The sequence below is a fragment of the Flavobacterium foetidum genome, from assembly GCF_004634245.1.
GTDB classification, from domain to species: Bacteria; Bacteroidota; Bacteroidia; order Flavobacteriales; family Flavobacteriaceae; genus Flavobacterium; species Flavobacterium foetidum.
The window spans coordinates 1-15,438 of sequence record NZ_SJTF01000007.1 but is presented as its reverse complement, the minus strand read 5'-3'; the positions used below and the strand labels follow the sequence as shown (position 1 = coordinate 15,438).

Annotated in this window: 14 protein-coding genes; 5 read left to right on the top strand and 9 right to left on the bottom strand. The window is 34.7% G+C overall.

Going from position 1 to position 15,438, the window contains the following annotated elements:
* Positions 1-8 precede the first annotated feature (8 nt).
* The 4 genes from E0W73_RS10490 to E0W73_RS10475 all read right to left on the bottom strand — a co-directional run bounded on the left by E0W73_RS10490 (position 9) and on the right by E0W73_RS10475 (position 6,553).
* Positions 9-3,569 carry a SusC/RagA family TonB-linked outer membrane protein gene (locus E0W73_RS10490; RefSeq protein WP_135222031.1) on the bottom strand — a complete coding sequence of 1,187 codons (3,561 nt, stop codon included), beginning with the start codon at positions 3,567-3,569 and terminating at the stop codon, positions 9-11.
* 175 nt (positions 3,570-3,744) lie between these two features.
* Entirely contained in the window at positions 3,745-4,797 is a 1,053-nt protein-coding gene (locus E0W73_RS10485; RefSeq protein WP_162847692.1) for a FecR family protein, read from the bottom strand.
* Between the two features lie 76 nt (positions 4,798-4,873).
* Positions 4,874-5,419: an RNA polymerase sigma factor gene (locus tag E0W73_RS10480; RefSeq protein WP_135222029.1), complete on the bottom strand. Its 546-nt coding sequence runs from the start codon at positions 5,417-5,419 to the stop codon at positions 4,874-4,876.
* Positions 5,420-5,881: 462 nt separating this feature from the next.
* Complete coding sequence (locus E0W73_RS10475) at positions 5,882-6,553, bottom strand: DUF3826 domain-containing protein (protein ID WP_162847691.1); 672 nt, start codon at positions 6,551-6,553, stop codon at positions 5,882-5,884.
* A gap of 148 nt (positions 6,554-6,701) precedes the next feature.
* Here E0W73_RS10475 and E0W73_RS10470 point away from each other — a divergent pair, with 148 nt between their 5' ends.
* On the top strand, positions 6,702-7,061 hold the full coding sequence (locus E0W73_RS10470) for a hypothetical protein (RefSeq protein WP_135222028.1): 360 nt from the start codon (positions 6,702-6,704) through the stop codon (positions 7,059-7,061).
* 17 nt (positions 7,062-7,078) lie between these two features.
* On the opposite strand, the gene E0W73_RS10465 is transcribed toward E0W73_RS10470, so the two are convergent.
* The gene (locus E0W73_RS10465; protein ID WP_135222027.1) at positions 7,079-9,070 is read right to left on the bottom strand and encodes a GAF domain-containing hybrid sensor histidine kinase/response regulator; all 1,992 of its coding nucleotides are present in this window, start codon (positions 9,068-9,070) and stop codon (positions 7,079-7,081) included.
* 202 nt (positions 9,071-9,272) lie between these two features.
* Between E0W73_RS10465 and E0W73_RS10460 the strand changes: the two genes are divergently transcribed.
* From E0W73_RS10460 to E0W73_RS10455, 3 genes are all read left to right on the top strand, one after another.
* The gene (locus E0W73_RS10460) at positions 9,273-9,467 is read left to right on the top strand and encodes a hypothetical protein (RefSeq protein ID WP_135222026.1); all 195 of its coding nucleotides are present in this window, start codon (positions 9,273-9,275) and stop codon (positions 9,465-9,467) included.
* Positions 9,468-9,849: 382 nt separating this feature from the next.
* On the top strand, positions 9,850-10,014 hold the full coding sequence (locus E0W73_RS21405) for a hypothetical protein (protein WP_162847690.1): 165 nt from the start codon (positions 9,850-9,852) through the stop codon (positions 10,012-10,014).
* Between the two features lie 82 nt (positions 10,015-10,096).
* On the top strand, positions 10,097-10,615 hold the full coding sequence (locus E0W73_RS10455; RefSeq protein ID WP_135222025.1) for a PRC-barrel domain-containing protein: 519 nt from the start codon (positions 10,097-10,099) through the stop codon (positions 10,613-10,615).
* Positions 10,616-10,689: 74 nt separating this feature from the next.
* Here the strand turns inward: E0W73_RS10455 and E0W73_RS10450 are convergent, their stop codons facing one another.
* The 4 genes from E0W73_RS10450 to E0W73_RS10435 all read right to left on the bottom strand — a co-directional run bounded on the left by E0W73_RS10450 (position 10,690) and on the right by E0W73_RS10435 (position 13,787).
* Positions 10,690-11,163 (bottom strand): (R)-mandelonitrile lyase, encoded by a 474-nt coding sequence (locus E0W73_RS10450; RefSeq protein ID WP_135222024.1) that lies wholly within the window; start codon positions 11,161-11,163, stop codon positions 10,690-10,692.
* Between the two features lie 24 nt (positions 11,164-11,187).
* Positions 11,188-11,760, bottom strand: a complete 573-nt coding sequence (locus E0W73_RS10445; protein WP_135222023.1) for a sugar O-acetyltransferase — start codon at positions 11,758-11,760, stop codon at positions 11,188-11,190.
* A 9-nt stretch (positions 11,761-11,769) separates the two neighbouring features.
* A complete protein-coding gene (locus E0W73_RS10440) occupies positions 11,770-12,822 on the bottom strand; it encodes an alpha/beta hydrolase (RefSeq protein ID WP_135222022.1) in 1,053 nt (350 codons plus the stop codon).
* Positions 12,823-12,908: 86 nt separating this feature from the next.
* Complete coding sequence (locus E0W73_RS10435; RefSeq protein WP_135222021.1) at positions 12,909-13,787, bottom strand: helix-turn-helix domain-containing protein; 879 nt, start codon at positions 13,785-13,787, stop codon at positions 12,909-12,911.
* Between the two features lie 362 nt (positions 13,788-14,149).
* Here E0W73_RS10435 and E0W73_RS10430 point away from each other — a divergent pair, with 362 nt between their 5' ends.
* Positions 14,150-14,752 carry a murein L,D-transpeptidase catalytic domain-containing protein gene (locus E0W73_RS10430; RefSeq protein ID WP_135222020.1) on the top strand — a complete coding sequence of 201 codons (603 nt, stop codon included), beginning with the start codon at positions 14,150-14,152 and terminating at the stop codon, positions 14,750-14,752.
* Positions 14,753-15,438: the final 686 nt, after the last annotated feature.

Genomic DNA, 15,438 nt, shown 5'->3' with positions numbered 1-15,438 from the left:
TTTTAAAATTAAAAACTTAAATTAAACTGTAATGTATAGGCACGTTGTGGCGGTAGGGTATTATAATTGTTGTTAGACAAATATTGCGGATCGATTCCTAAATCATTCTTAACCCATAATAACCCTAAATTTCTAGCAGCAAAATTGAAACTTAATGACTTAATAAATGTTTTTTGCAGCCATTCTGAAGGCACATTGTATCCTAATGAAATTTGCTGAAGCCTCACATTATCTGCAGACAAAACATTAATGTCGGCATTCTGATAGCGGTTTAAGCTATTGAAGTTTATGTTGGTTAGTCCGGGAACATTTGTAACAGCTTCATCTCCAGCTTGTCTCCAACGGTCTGCCACCAATTCGTCTTTTGCGACAGCACCATATTGTACTCCAGAAAAAGAAGGATAATTTTGCAGGACTGTATTTCTGAATACATGTCCCGCATAGTAAGTAATCTGAACTCCTAATTTGAAATTTTTAAAAGAGAAATCATTCATAAATCCTCCAAAATAAGGAGCAAAAGTAGTTCCCATTTTTTTCAGGTCGTCTTTATCTATTGATGCAATGCCTTGGGTCGATGTAACAATTGTCCCATCTTTTTTGTATACCTGAGATTGTCCAGTTGCATCTAGTCCGGCCCAATTGTAGGCATATACAGTTCCTATGCTGTTTCCAACCATCGGTGACGAACCAAAATACTGATTGGTGCTGTTTAACACATAACGTGAGTCGGTCACCTCATTAGTATTATAAGAAAAATTAAAAGTACTGTTCCATTTAAAAGCGGTGTTTACAATAGTTCCTGATAGAGATAGATCTACACCGTGTCCTTTGAGCGAAGCGGTATTATAATTTACAAAAGACCAGCCGTAAGTTGGATTAAATGGAAGATTTGCTAAAATATCTTTGGTTTTTTTATAGTATAAATCAATAGATCCTCTTAAACGATTATTGAAAAAGCCATAATCTAAACCGTAATTTAAAGTTGATGTTGTCTCCCATTTAATTTCAGGATTTTGGGGTATAGAGATACTAGCTGTTGGTAATTGTGTGTTGAAATCAACAGATCCAATACTAATTACCGGACTTTGGCTTCCAAATCCACCTGGAGGCGAACTTCCCGCTTTACCATAAGTTACCCTGAAGGCTAAACTGCTTAACCAGTTTACATCCCTCAAGAAAAATTCTTTATTAATGTCCCATTTTGCTCCCGTAGACCATAAAGGCAAAGCTCTATTTTTTCTAGAAGCTCCTAACAAGTTAAAATCATCAAAACGAACACTTCCCGAAACATGATAACGGTTCATAAAATCGTAAGAACCTAATCCGTAGTAAGATAAATAACGGCTTCTTGATTTACTAATGCTATTGTCAGAAGATCCGATAATGCTCTGCCATCCATAAACGGTAGTGTAATAAACAGTTGGATTTACAGACTGTCCTGAGTTAGTGTCAATATTGTAACCATAATATCTTTGGCTTGAACCTTCTCGACGCTCTTCTCTAATTTCTGAGCCTGCTAAAAAGTGTAAGCTGTTATTTTCGTTGAAATTCTTATTAATATTCATTTGAAAACGCATACTCTGATTGTCATTGTTCGTGCTCGTATTGTATAAATAAGAACCTAGCGGTATACCGTAAACTAATTTTCCGGCCGTATTAATAGATGTAGCCTGATTGATCATGTTTCGAGTATAATAACTGTCCAGTTCATTTAAAGATTTGATTTTGCTCGTAATAGAAGTATACATTCCGGCGGCCTCAAAATTCAACCAATCTGTGATTGTAGCAGTTAAACTAGCATTTAATCGTATATTGGCTCCTTTTGTTATTACATTCGAATAATTAAGCTCATCTAGGTAATTGTAAGACCAAGGCAAATATCCTTTTGCTTCAAATCCTTTTGAAACTTCTGGCCTGAAAAGAAAATAACGATCAATACCATTTCCATTTTCGTCTGCAATCATATCATAAGGGCGCAAAGCGGTAGCCGATACATTTGATAAAGCTTCGTTTGCAACGTTATTGCTTTGATAAGTTGTTGGAACGTAATTGATTCCTGTATTTAACTTTAAGAATTTTTTAAGCTGAAAAGAGTTATTCAAGGTAATATTATACGATTTAGAATCATTTCCAACCATGGCTGCCTGATCCTTATTGTATCCTAAAGACAAATAGTAAGAACTTTTGTCGTTTCCGCCACTGATTGATAAATCGTATTGAGTGGTAAGCGAATTTCTTAATAAATATCTGTTGATCTGCCCTAAATTATCATTTTGTGCAAGCTGACTTAACAACGCATCCCTTTCAGAAACAGAAATTTGGCCTCTTTTTTGTCTAAACATTATTTCTTGTGCGGCGCTTGGGTTCAGCGCCTGCCAGTTCGAGATATTATCAGCAACAAATCCGCCATTTACAAGGTCTTTTTCATAATCAATATATTGGGCTGTGTTCATAACACGAAGTTTGCCCAAATCTATTTTTTCTCCAATGCTTGTCGTGGTATTAAAATTAATGGTTGGTTCACCTTTTTTGCCTTTTTTGGTTGTAATTACGATTACACCATTTGCAGCCTGCGATCCCCAGATGGAACTTGCAGCAGCGTCTTTCAAAACCGTAATGCTTTCGACATCATCTGGATTAAGGAAACTTAAAATAGAAGATCCAGGAACACCTCTTTTAGAGAAAGCAAAATCTTCTCTTGATTGTGGAAAACCATCAATAACGATTAGTGGCTGTCCTGTTCCGCTGAAATTATTGGTTCCCCTAACACTGATAGAACCCGTTCTAGGATCGACATTTACACCTGCCATTTTTCCTTCTAATCTAGACTGAATATCTACTGTTGGAACTTCTGCCAATTCTTTTGCAGTCATTACACCAATAGCTCCAGTAACCCTTTCTTTTGGAATTTCAGTATAACCGTTTGATACCGCAATTTCTACAGAATGCAATTCCATAACATCTGGTACAAGTGTCGCGTCTATAATTCTTCTGTTGTTAACGGCAACGGTTACAGTTTTAAAACCTAGAGAGCTGAAAACAATAGTGTCGTAAGGAGAAACTCTCATTCGGTAATCACCTTCTTTTCTAGTAATATCCCAAGTCTGTTTACCTTTTAAAATTACGTTTACACCAATAAGTGGTAAGCCTTTTTTATCGGTAACTTTTCCGGTTAATTCATATTCCAGCTGTTCGGCTTTCTTTTTATTTCTTTTTACCACAACTTGTTTATCAATAATGTCAAAGGTTAAATTGTTGCTTCTTAAAGCATTATTTAAGATTTCTTCCAATGTTGCGTCTTTGTCCAATGTAATGGTATTGGCAGATTTCAGCACATCATCATTATAGAAGAAGACATAGTTGGTCTGTTTTTCTAAAGTAGAAAATACCTCGGTTAGTGGCGTGTTCTTGAAACGAACATGTATTTTATTTTGTCCTAAAGAAGGGTTCGCATATAAACTACACATACTTATCCAAATAAATGCAGTAACAGATCTCATAAGCAGCAGATATAGGTAATAGTGGTATCGTCCAGAAAAATACTTTTCTGAATTATGTTTTTTATTCATAATTTTGTTTTGAATTTAAGAGATAGTCAATTAGCGTTGACTACAGTTCTACAATGCCAAAAGATGGTTCCAACATCTTTTGGTTTTTTTTGGTTAGTTTTTACAAATAAGGTTGATATGTTTATTTTTGGTCTTATATCATAGGCTTTGGTGGTTTTAGAATTGATTTTTTTATTTATTTAATTGTAATAGTTCTTTGGTTTGCGTTAACAGTACAGTTGTTGTTGGTAATACTCGCTAAAGTACTAGCCAGATTATTTAAATTTTCATTTAGAGCAAAAGATCCGGAATAATTAGCGTCGAGGTTTAAATCGGATCCTTTGATAAATTCAATTTTATAATATTTTGAGAGTTTGCCTAAAATGGTGTTTAAAGACTGACTTTTGAAAGTAAAATAACCTTCTCTCCAAGACAATATCGAAGCAACATCTTTTCGTTCTACTTTAAGCTGTTTTTGATCTTTATTGATTGTGGCAATCATTCCAGGCGTTAAATCTTCCTGAATTTCTTTATTGCTTAACAATCCTTTTTTGTTGTAGGTAATTCGAACTTTTCCTTGTGATAAAGCAGTTTGAACCGTTTCATCTTCAGGATACGAACTCACATTGAAAACGGTTCCAAGTACACGGACATTACATTCTTTTGTCTTTACGAAAAAAGGTTTGGCTTTATTATGTGCGACATCAAAAGCCGCTTCGCCGGTTAAATACACTTCACGAATCGATCCGTCAAATTGAGTTGGATAAATTAGGGACGAACCAGAATTCAGCCAAACGGTTGTTCCATCGGTTAAAACGATTTGGGTTCTTTTTCCGTAAGGAACTCGAACCGTGTTAAAAGAAGCGCTGGTGGAGTTGGTATTGATTGCTTGTTCTCCAACCGTAACTTTTTTGCCATTTTTTCCATAGCTAATGATTGAGCTGTCTTGTACAGCAATAGTCTTCTGATCTTGCAGGACAAGAGAGATATCCTCTAAGTCTTCATTAGATTCAGTTGTTGCTCCTTTTTCAGCAAAAAGCTCCAAATCTGTTTTAGGTTTGCTTTCTGGAGTTCGGTTTAGAAACAATCCAGCTAAAAGTGCCACACTCGCAGCAGCAGAAAAGGCGATTAATCTTTTCTTTTTCCTGCGTCGGGATTCTTTTTGTTCCAGCTCGATTAGTCCGTGACGAATTTGATTCTTTAAAGAATCTTTTTCATCGTTTGATATTTTATTAAAATTAATTTGCAAGGCGATGTTTTTATGGGGTCTATATTTACTAAGAGAACAACTCTTATAAAACATAGACAAAAAAAATAACCTTTTTTTAAAGTTTTTTTCGCAATTCTTTCAAACATCTGTAAATCAGTGTTCTGCAAGATTCTATGGAAATATCTAAGATAGTAGCAATTTCCTCATAAGGTTTGTCTTCGTTAAACCTATAAAACAATGCTTGGCGCTGCTTATCGGTTAGTTCCTGCATTGCAAATGCCAGTCTGGAGTTTAGAGTGGCGTTGTTTTCTTCTTCGATTAAACTGTCTTCAAAAGAGAGCTCTTTTAGCGTAACAGTGTCATAATCAGAAGTAATATAGAATATTTTTTGTGCAGCTTTTTCTTTTTTTAAAACATTTCGTTGTGTGATTTTAAACAAATACGATTTCACATTCACACTTTCAGCAAGACCGCTGCGATATTTATAAATGTCTAGAAAAACATCGTGAATTGCATCTTTCGCAATAGAAGTTTCTTTGGTGTATTGTAAAGCGAAAGTAAATAAAACATCAGCATAGATATCATACAGCTTTTCAAAGGCGGTAATATCACCTTTTTTAATCTGTTGCCATAAAAAAATATCTTCTGAAGTGTTCTCCATTTAAGGAATAAGATTGCTTGAGTTTTTCAGCAAATCTAAAACTTTTATCAATCAAATCGATGATATTTCGAATATTTCGCATGAATTTGGAGTGTTATGACGAAATAATAGCGATAATTTTGTTAAAATTTATATTTAGTTATTTGTAATAACTCGTTGGGTGAAATTATTTTCAACACATAGAAACATAGTTTAACTAGACTTAAAAAAGGCGTTTCACTAGTCTAAATGCACATAGTTTAGCTATGTTTGGAAACTTGTTTGTTCCATATTCTTTTTTAGGCACAAAAAACTATGCTTCTATGTGTTAAAATGCTTTTATTTTTTAATTACACCCAACGGGTTTGTAATAAGTATTTTTGTTGTCTGGTAATAAAAATGGTCTAAGTATACCCACTATTTATGAAATGCTATTCTAACAAATGGTCAAATTATTTTGATATACATAAGATTTTAAAACTCTTAAGGATTCTTTGCCTTTTTGGAAGCTTCTTTTTCAGCCTTAATTTTTTTTGTGTAATCACTGTACATTTGGCGCCAGTTGCGACCGTTGTTGTTTAAATATTGTTCGGCCTGTGTTTTGTAAATTTCAAAAATAGCCGAAATCTCTTTCATGTTTTTATAATCTACTGCCTGTTCACGGGCTTTTTCAAGTAATTTCTGAATTTCAGCAGTTTCAGCAGCAGTCATTTCAGGAACAATGGCTTGATAACCTTTCATGGTAAACGCAACTTTTCCGATAGTATATTTGTCTAAAACTAAAGCCACTTGCTGCTCGTTTAAATCTTTTCGTAATCCACTCATTAAATCTTCGTGCACACTGGAAGGCATCGCCGAATCAGCAATAATTTGTCTATGCAGTTCAGAAAGTGGTTTTCCGTCAAGCGGATTTATTCCTGCTGGTACAGTTGAAGCGGGGTGACTGTTATGCCAATCTTTTACAGCACTAAGATGTGTGGCAACGACTTGTATCAATCTATCTTCTTTGGCGTTGTCATTTAATGATAAAGAGCCGATCCATTCTGTTGCTTTTGCAGTTTCATCTTGCTTTTTTTCAACGGCTTGTGCGTTAATAATTGTGGTGAAAACTAAAAACCCGATTAACAATATTGCTTTCATAATTTTCTTCTTCATAATAATAGAAGTTAATGTTATAGTTATGTTTTTTAGCTAAAAATACAAAACACAGACTATTTTCAAATAATTTAAGTGTGTGATTAACAATTATTTTTCTAATTGTTATTTTTAATATTTTTACTTTAAAACACAAGATTTAAAGTGGATGAAAAAATATAGTAGCAGAACCCTATTAATAGGATTATTGATTGTATCGAATTTCGTTCTTGCATTCTTTTTTATAAAATATTTCAATCGATACGATGATTTAAAATCCTTTTCACAGCATCAACAAAAACAAATTAGAAAAGTTCAGGAAAAGTATGACTACAGGGCATTTCCTGTTTATGATAAAATATTTAAAGAAAAAAACGACGTCGTTTATACGGAATGTTTCTACTATGAGTATCGAGAGCATCCTCTTGATGCTTATTTACTGGCAAATGCTTATTATAATCTGACCCACAAACAGTTTGTTCTAAAACACATAAAGCTGGCTAAAGAGCAGTTAGATGCTGCAATGTGAGAGATGTAAAAGTTCTATCAAACAACTGCTTTAAGATCTTTTAGGACTTCTTGTATGCTGCAGAATAGTATTTCCATACTGTCGGCGGATTCGGCTGTAAATTTTTTTCTAAGAGCTTCATGTTCGATATTTGATAAATGTTTGCTGAGATTTTCGAGTACAAATAGATGAAGCCATATTTGAAGCTGCTCTGCTGTATGCAGCACCGTTTGGAAATCTGATTTTTTTATAGCATTCTCTAATTCTTTAAGTTCCTGTGGTGCTCTTTCTATAAACTGAGAAGTGACTTCTTTTTTCCAGCCTGGTTTTTTGCGGTCTGTTTCTTCAATGCGTGATAAGTCTGCTTTAGGACGCTTCATAGAGCGCGGTTCTTTTTTTAATACCGTTTTAATAGTTTCCAATAGTTCGTACTGCTTAAAAGGCTTCGGAACATATCCATCCATACCGGCATCGTAACATCGATCTTGTTCTCCTGCCAATGAGTGTGCAGTCATAGCTATAATCGGTATGGCACTATTTAACTCTTTGCGAATATAATTTGTAGTCTGATATCCGTCTCGTACAGGCATTTGGAGATCCATAAGCACTAAGTCGTATTTATTTTTAGATAAAAATTCGATTCCTTGATCTCCGTTTTCAGCAATATCAATTTCAAAACCAAACCCTTCTATTACATTTTGCGCCAATTTCTGATTTAACCGATTATCTTCGCAAAGCAATATTTTAAGTTGGCCTAAATCATTAACAGGCAACGCTTCGGGCTCATTTGTTTCGTGAAATGTTTTGTTATAGGTCAACGTAAAGAAAAACTCCGATCCAACTCCTTCTCGGCTTTTAACCTGGATTGTAGAGTCGTGAAGCTCTACAAGCTGTTTCACTATGCTCAGTCCTAGACCAGTGCCACCAAATTTTCTGGTTGTGCTTTCTTCTGCTTGAGTAAAGCGCTCAAAAACAGTATTAAGATGTTCCTGCGGTATGCCAATTCCCGTGTCTTTGACAGACAAACGAATTAGATAAGCCTCTTCTGTTTCTCCTGTTTTTTTTACAGAGATGGTCACTTCTCCTTCAGTGGTAAATTTAAGTGCGTTTCCTGCAAGATTCATCAGAATTTGATTTAGCCTCACTTGATCGCCCGATATGATTTCTGGCAATTCGGCATCTAAGTAAAGATTGAATTCTACGCCCTCAGGAACTTTTACCTTAAGCAGGTCATACACATGTCTAAGTGCTTTTTTTAAGTGAAAAGGTTGAAGCTCAAGAGTAAGTCCGCCAGACTCGATTTTAGACAAATCCAATATATCATTCACTATAAGTAAAAGATTTTCTCCAGCAGTTTGCACATCTTTTACATAACTACGCTGTTGTTGATCAAGTTGAGTACCAGCTAGCAACTCGGTAAAACCAATTACCGCATTTAGTGGGGTTCTTATTTCATGGCTCATATTTGCCAAAAAACTATCTTTTGCCGCTACAGCTCTCTCAGCTATTTTTTTCTGACTAGCAAGCTCGTTGTTTTTTGTTCCAAGTTCCAATGTATTGATAACATGGCGAGCTACAATTTGAAGAGCATTTCGCTGACTGTCATTAAGATTTCTCGGTACATGATCGGCCGCACACAAAACACCTATATGATAACCGTCTGGAGTGGTCAAGGGAACTCCAGCATAAAATCTTATTTTAAATCCGTCTATTACATTTGGGTCATTTTTAAATCTTTCATTGAGCAAGGTATCAGGAATTTCGACCAGTTTAGAGTCCATTATTGTGTAGCGGCAGAAAGTAATCTCTCTTGGCACTTCAGAAACTCCGAGACCGATTTCAGATTTATACCACTGCCTGCTTTCATCAATAAAAGAAATATAAGCGATCGGAACTCCGCAGATGTATGATACAAGCGCTGTTGCATCATCAAAAGCGTTATCAGGAAGCGTATCTAGTATATTATAACGTTTTAAAGCATCAAGTCGTTCAGCTTCATTATGAGGAACAGGTATATCAACAGACTCCATAAGCACAAAATTAAATATGAAGTTACAAAAAACTGGTTTACAAATAATTATAGTTTTTAAGACACTAGATTATATAATTTTAAGATTATTTTTGTTAACTACGGAATACGTAGTTCTTCGTTTTTTTATAGATGATAATTCTTTAAAGTTATAATTAACATTATCTTTGCTTACGAATTAAAATTTTAAACTGATTATCCCTATGCGAATAGCAAAATATAGAAAAATTGTATCGGCATTAATTGTTTTTTCCTTTTTGGCATTAAGCCTTAATGCTTGTAGCACTCATACACATGTTGCTACACGTTCAGGAAAAGTGCCTCCAGGACAAGCTAAAAAAATGTCAGGAGAGAAAAGCGCTAAAGCATATGCACCAGGGCAGCGAAAGAAACGCTAATTTTTTAGATTTAGCAATAAGTAGTGGGTTTCTTGGCATTGATTCTTAAAGCATTTCTGTTTTTTATTTTTTTTTGTTAAAACAATTATATTTAAAATTCTTGAAAGAATTTGCAAAATTCTGATGAAGGAATCTGTCTCATTGAGACACACAACAAGAAATATTATAAAGTAGTTTTGTTTAAAGATTAAAACCTACTGCTAAAGTAAAGTGAGGATCGGAATTTTCCGATCCTTTTTTATTATGCTCATTAAAGTTGCTTACTATCAGTTTTTTATGCTACTGGGAATTGTATAAATTCTGCATGAAATTAAATACTTCGACAGCCATTGCTCATTTGTATCTTTAATAAAAGTAATAATATTCACTAAAAAAGAAAGTTATGGCAGAAATTAAAATTGAAAAAAAGAAGCCGATTTGGCCTTGGATTGTTGCGTTGCTGTTGATTGCAGCTGTTGTATATTACGTGTTTTTGAGAGACGATGATATGCAAAACAATAGCCGAACAGAAATCGAAACTATAAGTGCAGATAGTACTGCAAATTAATCATAAAAAAGAAAATTGAAGGATTACGATTTCGCTGATCTTCAATTTAACTTGATGACAATATCATAATATTAAAAAGAATATGGAAAATAAAGATAGAAAACTATACAGACTGGACGAACTTACCGACTATAAAGTTGCTTCCAACTATTCTGATGTAAGAGGATGGAAGATAGTAGACGCCGATAACCGTACAATAGGTAAGATTGATAATCTTTGGGTAAACAAAGATATGCAACGTGTTGTTTATCTAGATGTTAATGTAGATAAAACGATTATTGATGACAGCCGCCATGAGGTGCATGATGCTATTGCGAATGAAAGCGGAAAAGAATTTATGTACAGAGACGGGGAGAGCCATTTAATCATACCTATAGGTTCTGTGAGCATTAACAAGGATACGAAAATTGTCATGGCAAACAGCATTGGTTACGATACTTTTAGAAAAACAATCCGATACAATCAACTCCATAATTTTGACAGGAATTATGAAAGAAGTGTGCTGAAGTCCTACTATCCCGACGAAGAGTCACGTTTTGGATCCGATAGCGACGATGACACTTTTTATAACCGTAGAGAATTTGAAAATCGTCATTACTAGATTTTATATTAGTAAAACTAAATTTTCTTAAAAACATAAAGCCAGAGCAATGTTCTCTGGCTTTTCTATTACTCCTAGTTGGTATTTGCGCTTCGATATTCTTCTTCAGTTACTGGATGAAGCCATGTGACCTGCGTTTCTTCTTTAAAATTAGTAATCGCGATATGAACCATTTTAGTTGTTGAAGTGGCTCCATGCCAATGTTCTGTATTTTCTGGAATATTTATCACGTCTCCTTTTTTTATAATCTGAGCGGTTTTATCCTTTTCTTGATAAAGTCCTTGGCCTTCAATAACTAGTAAAACCTGACCTTTTGGATGCGTATGCCAGTTGGTTCTGGCGCCAGGTTCAAAAGTGACGCTGCCAACAGTATATTCATTGTTGTTATCTTTTGCAATCAAAGGTTTTAGAAAAGCATGACCAGTAAACCAGTCGTTGGAAAGTGGATCACCTTTAGGAAATATTTCTGATGTATTCATAGTTTCTGTTTTAGATTTACATGCAATCAAAATAGATGTCGCAATTATTGAAACGATTATTGTTCTCATTTTATTTTACGTTTAGCTTGCCAATCAGAGAGTCTTAATAGTTTTTGCAGGTATTCCTCCTACGATAGTATTATCAGGAACATCTTTATTCACCACTGCGCCAGCAGCGACTATGGCATTTTCACCTATCGTAACTCCTGGGAGAATAGTTGCATTTGCACCTATCCATGCGTTTTTTTTGATGTGAACACGGGCCGGTTTAAGCGATTGCCTATCTCTGGGATCTATTGGGTGTTCTTCTGATAGTAAACTAACATGAGGTGCAATTAGAACATTATCTTCAATGGTGATTCCTCCCAAATCCAGAAAAGTGCAGTTAAAATTGATAAAGACATTTTTCCCTATTTTGAGGTTTTTGCCGTAGTTGATGTAGATTGGGGTAAACACATTAGTACTTTCGTGGATTTGGCCCTCAGTAATCTGACCCAAGATTGATCTAATTTCTAAAGGATTATTCGAATCGTTTAGATTGGAAAGCAATATCTTTGTTGCGTAGGAAGACGCCAGTAGACGATGTATTTCTGGGTCTTTGGGTAGTATGGTTTCTCCCTTTAAAAGTCGGGCAAATATGTCTTCGGTATTTTTTATCGGCTTCATGATTTTAGATTATTTCAAGTTGTTTTGAAAAAAATCCTGTAGTTTTTCAAACGGAATCTTATCCAGTCGATCGTACAAATCCACGTGCACTGAATTTGGTATAATAATTAATTCCTTAGGTTCGGCCGCTACTTTAAAAATATCTTCACTGAAATATCGAGAATGAGCATTTTCGCCCGCTATAATAAGTATAGGTCTTGGAGCGATTTCTCTAATGTAAGTTAGTATAGGCATATTCATCAAAGAAAAACCACTTGTTGCCGTCCATGCGCCATTAGAGTTTATTGATCGGGAATGGAAACCTCTAGGCGTTTTGTAATAGTCGAAATAACTTTTAATAAATTCAGGTTCATCGCCATTTAATTTATCTGGATTCGGACATTTTCCATATGCACTTGTTCCATTCTCTGCATCTATCCAACGCTGTAGGCTCATTTGCTTTAATGTTTTGGTACGTTCTTCCAACGTTATCTTATCATTATAACCTTTTGAGGCAACACGCGGGATATCATACATACTTGTTGTTGCTGCAGCTTTGATGCGTTTATCAACTGCGATTGCGTTGAGCGCAAAACCGCCAAATCCGCAGATGCCTATAATTCCGATTTTTTCTCGATTTATATTTTTTTGCAGCCCTAGAAAATCGACTGCGGCACTAAAATCTTCTGTATTGATATCAGACGAAGCAACATTACGAGGCTCGCCACTGCTTTCTCCTGTATAAGAAGGGTCAAATGCCAGTGTTGCAAATCCGCGTTCTGCCATTTGATTTGCATACAATCCTGACGACTGTTCCTTGACTGCTCCAAAAGGACCACTTATCGCTATAGCCGCAAGTAAAGTTTTGCCGGTGTTTTTAGGAAGATAGAGATCTCCAGAAAGGATTATGCCGTAACGATTTTTAAAACTTACTTTCTGACGTGTTACTTTATCACTTAACTTAAATGTATACTGTTCTTCTGTTGTGTTCATTTTCTTTTTGTTTTGAATTGATTCCTTGTTTTGCGAAAACGCTTGTCCGATGACCAAAAAGGACAAAGCCACTAATGCAGTTATTCTCATTTTTATAATGTTTAAATTACAAGGAGCAAAATTAAAACGGCACCATAAGGCGCCGTTAATGAATATCAAACCAAAAATTAAGAATTTCAAACCTCAGAATCTCTAAAAGACTTCGGGTTGGTGTTGGTATGTTTTTTAAAAAAGTTGTTGAAATAAGTCGGATATTCAAAACCAAGCGCATAAGCTATATCTGCAATATTCCAGTCTGTATGTTGCAAAAGCGCTTTTGCTTCGGCAGTTATTCGCTCTGTAATGTGAGATGTGGTTGATTTTCCAGTAATCTCTTTCATGGCCCTGTTCAAATAATTGACGTGAATATTTAAATGCTGCGCATAATCTTTTGCGGTTGTCATTGTTAGCGGTGTGTCCGCATTTTCTATAGGAAATTGTCTTTCTAGAAGTTCCACAAATACAGATGCAATCCTTGCCGTTCCGTTTTTTGTTTCATTATAATTTTCAGACGGTTGCAGTTTTAATGCTTCGTGAATAATCAGTTGGATATAACTTCGTATGAGTTCATCTTTATATGTATAATCACTCTTTTGTTCTTCTATCATTTTCTGAAACAGGGTATTAAGAAATATTCTTTGTTCTTCAGATATACGAAGAACCGGTGTTCCGCCAATTTTAAAAAAAGGTGATTGGTGGAGACTTTCGGAGCGTTCAGAATATTTGAGAAACTCTTCAGAAAATAAAATAGTATAGCCTATATATTGGGTGGAGATTGTTTCCCATGAATAGGGGATGTGAGGATTGCCAAAAAACAATATAGTTCCCTGTTGCTCAAAGCTTTTTTCAGCATAGTGAATTTTACTGTGTCCTGTAGTCAAGCATATTTTAAAGAAATCTTTCCTGCTGTATACCCGTGTTGCGTTGCTATCATCTTCTATTTGAAAAGCTTTAAAGCCCTTCAACTTAAGTTCGTTATTGAACTCAGAAATGATTCTTTTTTTCTTTTCTTTCATGCTGTAAAATTAATAAAATCAAACGTATTTGTGTAATGAATTTGTGTCTGTTTAATGGGGAAAAAACGAGCAAACTGAAAAAAAGTAAATACACTTAATTGTCTTGGGAGTTCCAATAAGATTACAATGAATTAGAAATAGAAGCACAGTTTTTGAAATCTAAAATTTCATTTATAAGATTGAAAAGAATTTTACTCCCTGTTTTAAGAAAATTTTATAAGTTAAGCTTTTTATTTTCAATTATTTATATTAATTTTAACACGTCGATATGGGAATTTTATAAAATCTAGATATAATTTTGCAGCAACAAACATTTAAATGCTGATCCCAAATCTGCATTGTAACTTAATACATTGGCTTCTATGAGAATATTTTTTATGGCACTGCTTTTTTCTTTAAGTTCTTTTACTACTTACAAGGTAACAGATAAGAAAGATTTATTAAATGAAGTAGAATTGTTCAGACTTAATGAACATGTAAGTGAAATAAAATCATTTATTGCTTCAAGTCATAAGTATAACACTAAAATCGCTTTTTTAGTGGATATGAAAATCAAATCAGGTAGAAATCGTTTTTTTGTTTACGATCTAGAGAATAATCAGATTATCGACCAGGGGCTAGTAGCTCATGGATCAGGCTCAGAAACTAAAATAAAAGGAGATATATTACAATTCAGTAATGTTCCTGAATCTAACTGTACTTCATTAGGAAAATATTCAGTAGAAAAGTCATATAAAGGTGTATTCGGAAAAGCCTTTAGATTGGCAGGTCTAGATGAGACAAATAATAACGCTATGAAGAGAGCTATCGTGTTGCATCATTATAAAGAAGTGCCTTATGAAGAACAAGGCTATTATATTATTAACAGTCACGGTTGCCCAATGGTTAACGAGATGTTTTTTAAAAGACTTGAAAAAATCATTGACAGTTCTAATTCAAAAATTATGCTTTCAGTTTATTATTAGCAGTAATTTTGAAGAAATTGATATTATAGAGAAGAGCTGAAAAGCTCTTTTTTTTTATTATTATAATTTGTATAAGATGTATTTGCATCCTCACCACCCGACAGTTTTTCAAAACCTGTCGTTTTTGGTTTTGCATATTCTTAACCCAATGGGTGAAGCTAAATGCAAGAACTTAAATGTAATTTGATTTGCTAAAATCCTATAAAATCTGCGTGAAATCCTTTTACTTATAAAATTTTCACGCAGATTCAAACAGATTATAGCAGATTTATATCTAATGTGATTTAGAATTGAAAAAACAATAGTTTCACCCGACGAGTTGTCCTTATATATATAGGTGTGAAATAAAGCAGGAAGTGGCAGGTCATGAAATCTAGATTTTGAAGCTAGAATTGTATATGGCTTAATTAAGAAGCCATTTCCCAGTATCCGCTCCAAACGAAGCTCACCGAACTCCGCTTGAAATAAAAATTAAGCGAAGCAATCTTTTGCGGCTGGGGCGTCTTCAGGAGTGTTCATCGAATGAAAAGGCGTTGCCATGATGGAATTGCAGAAATACAACTTTGCGTCCTGGCGCCTTGCGAGAAGAAAAACGGCAGAAAAAGAAAGCTTTGTGTCTTGGTGCCTTCGCGGCAAAACAGGCCAAAGAACAGCAAAACAAGGAAAAACCCCACAAGGAAAGAAAA

Excerpts from the sequence above, each read along its gene's own strand:
- E0W73_RS10465 (WP_135222027.1), bottom strand. The coding sequence starts at position 9,070 with ATGGAGTCTGTTGATATACCTGTTCCTCATAATGAAGCTGAACGACTT.
- E0W73_RS10480 (WP_135222029.1), bottom strand. The coding sequence starts at position 5,419 with ATGGAGAACACTTCAGAAGATATTTTTTTATGGCAACAGATTAAAAAA.
- E0W73_RS10475 (WP_162847691.1), bottom strand. The coding sequence starts at position 6,553 with ATGAAGAAGAAAATTATGAAAGCAATATTGTTAATCGGGTTTTTAGTT.
- E0W73_RS10445 (WP_135222023.1), bottom strand. The coding sequence starts at position 11,760 with ATGAAGCCGATAAAAAATACCGAAGACATATTTGCCCGACTTTTAAAG.
- E0W73_RS10460 (WP_135222026.1), top strand. The coding sequence starts at position 9,273 with ATGCGAATAGCAAAATATAGAAAAATTGTATCGGCATTAATTGTTTTT.
- E0W73_RS10450 (WP_135222024.1), bottom strand. The coding sequence starts at position 11,163 with ATGAGAACAATAATCGTTTCAATAATTGCGACATCTATTTTGATTGCA.
- E0W73_RS10435 (WP_135222021.1), bottom strand. The coding sequence starts at position 13,787 with ATGAAAGAAAAGAAAAAAAGAATCATTTCTGAGTTCAATAACGAACTT.
- E0W73_RS10440 (WP_135222022.1), bottom strand. The coding sequence starts at position 12,822 with ATGAGAATAACTGCATTAGTGGCTTTGTCCTTTTTGGTCATCGGACAA.
- E0W73_RS10455 (WP_135222025.1), top strand. The coding sequence starts at position 10,097 with ATGGAAAATAAAGATAGAAAACTATACAGACTGGACGAACTTACCGAC.
- E0W73_RS10470 (WP_135222028.1), top strand. The coding sequence starts at position 6,702 with ATGAAAAAATATAGTAGCAGAACCCTATTAATAGGATTATTGATTGTA.
- E0W73_RS10430 (WP_135222020.1), top strand. The coding sequence starts at position 14,150 with ATGAGAATATTTTTTATGGCACTGCTTTTTTCTTTAAGTTCTTTTACT.
- E0W73_RS10490 (WP_135222031.1), bottom strand. The coding sequence starts at position 3,569 with ATGAATAAAAAACATAATTCAGAAAAGTATTTTTCTGGACGATACCAC.
- E0W73_RS21405 (WP_162847690.1), top strand. The coding sequence starts at position 9,850 with ATGGCAGAAATTAAAATTGAAAAAAAGAAGCCGATTTGGCCTTGGATT.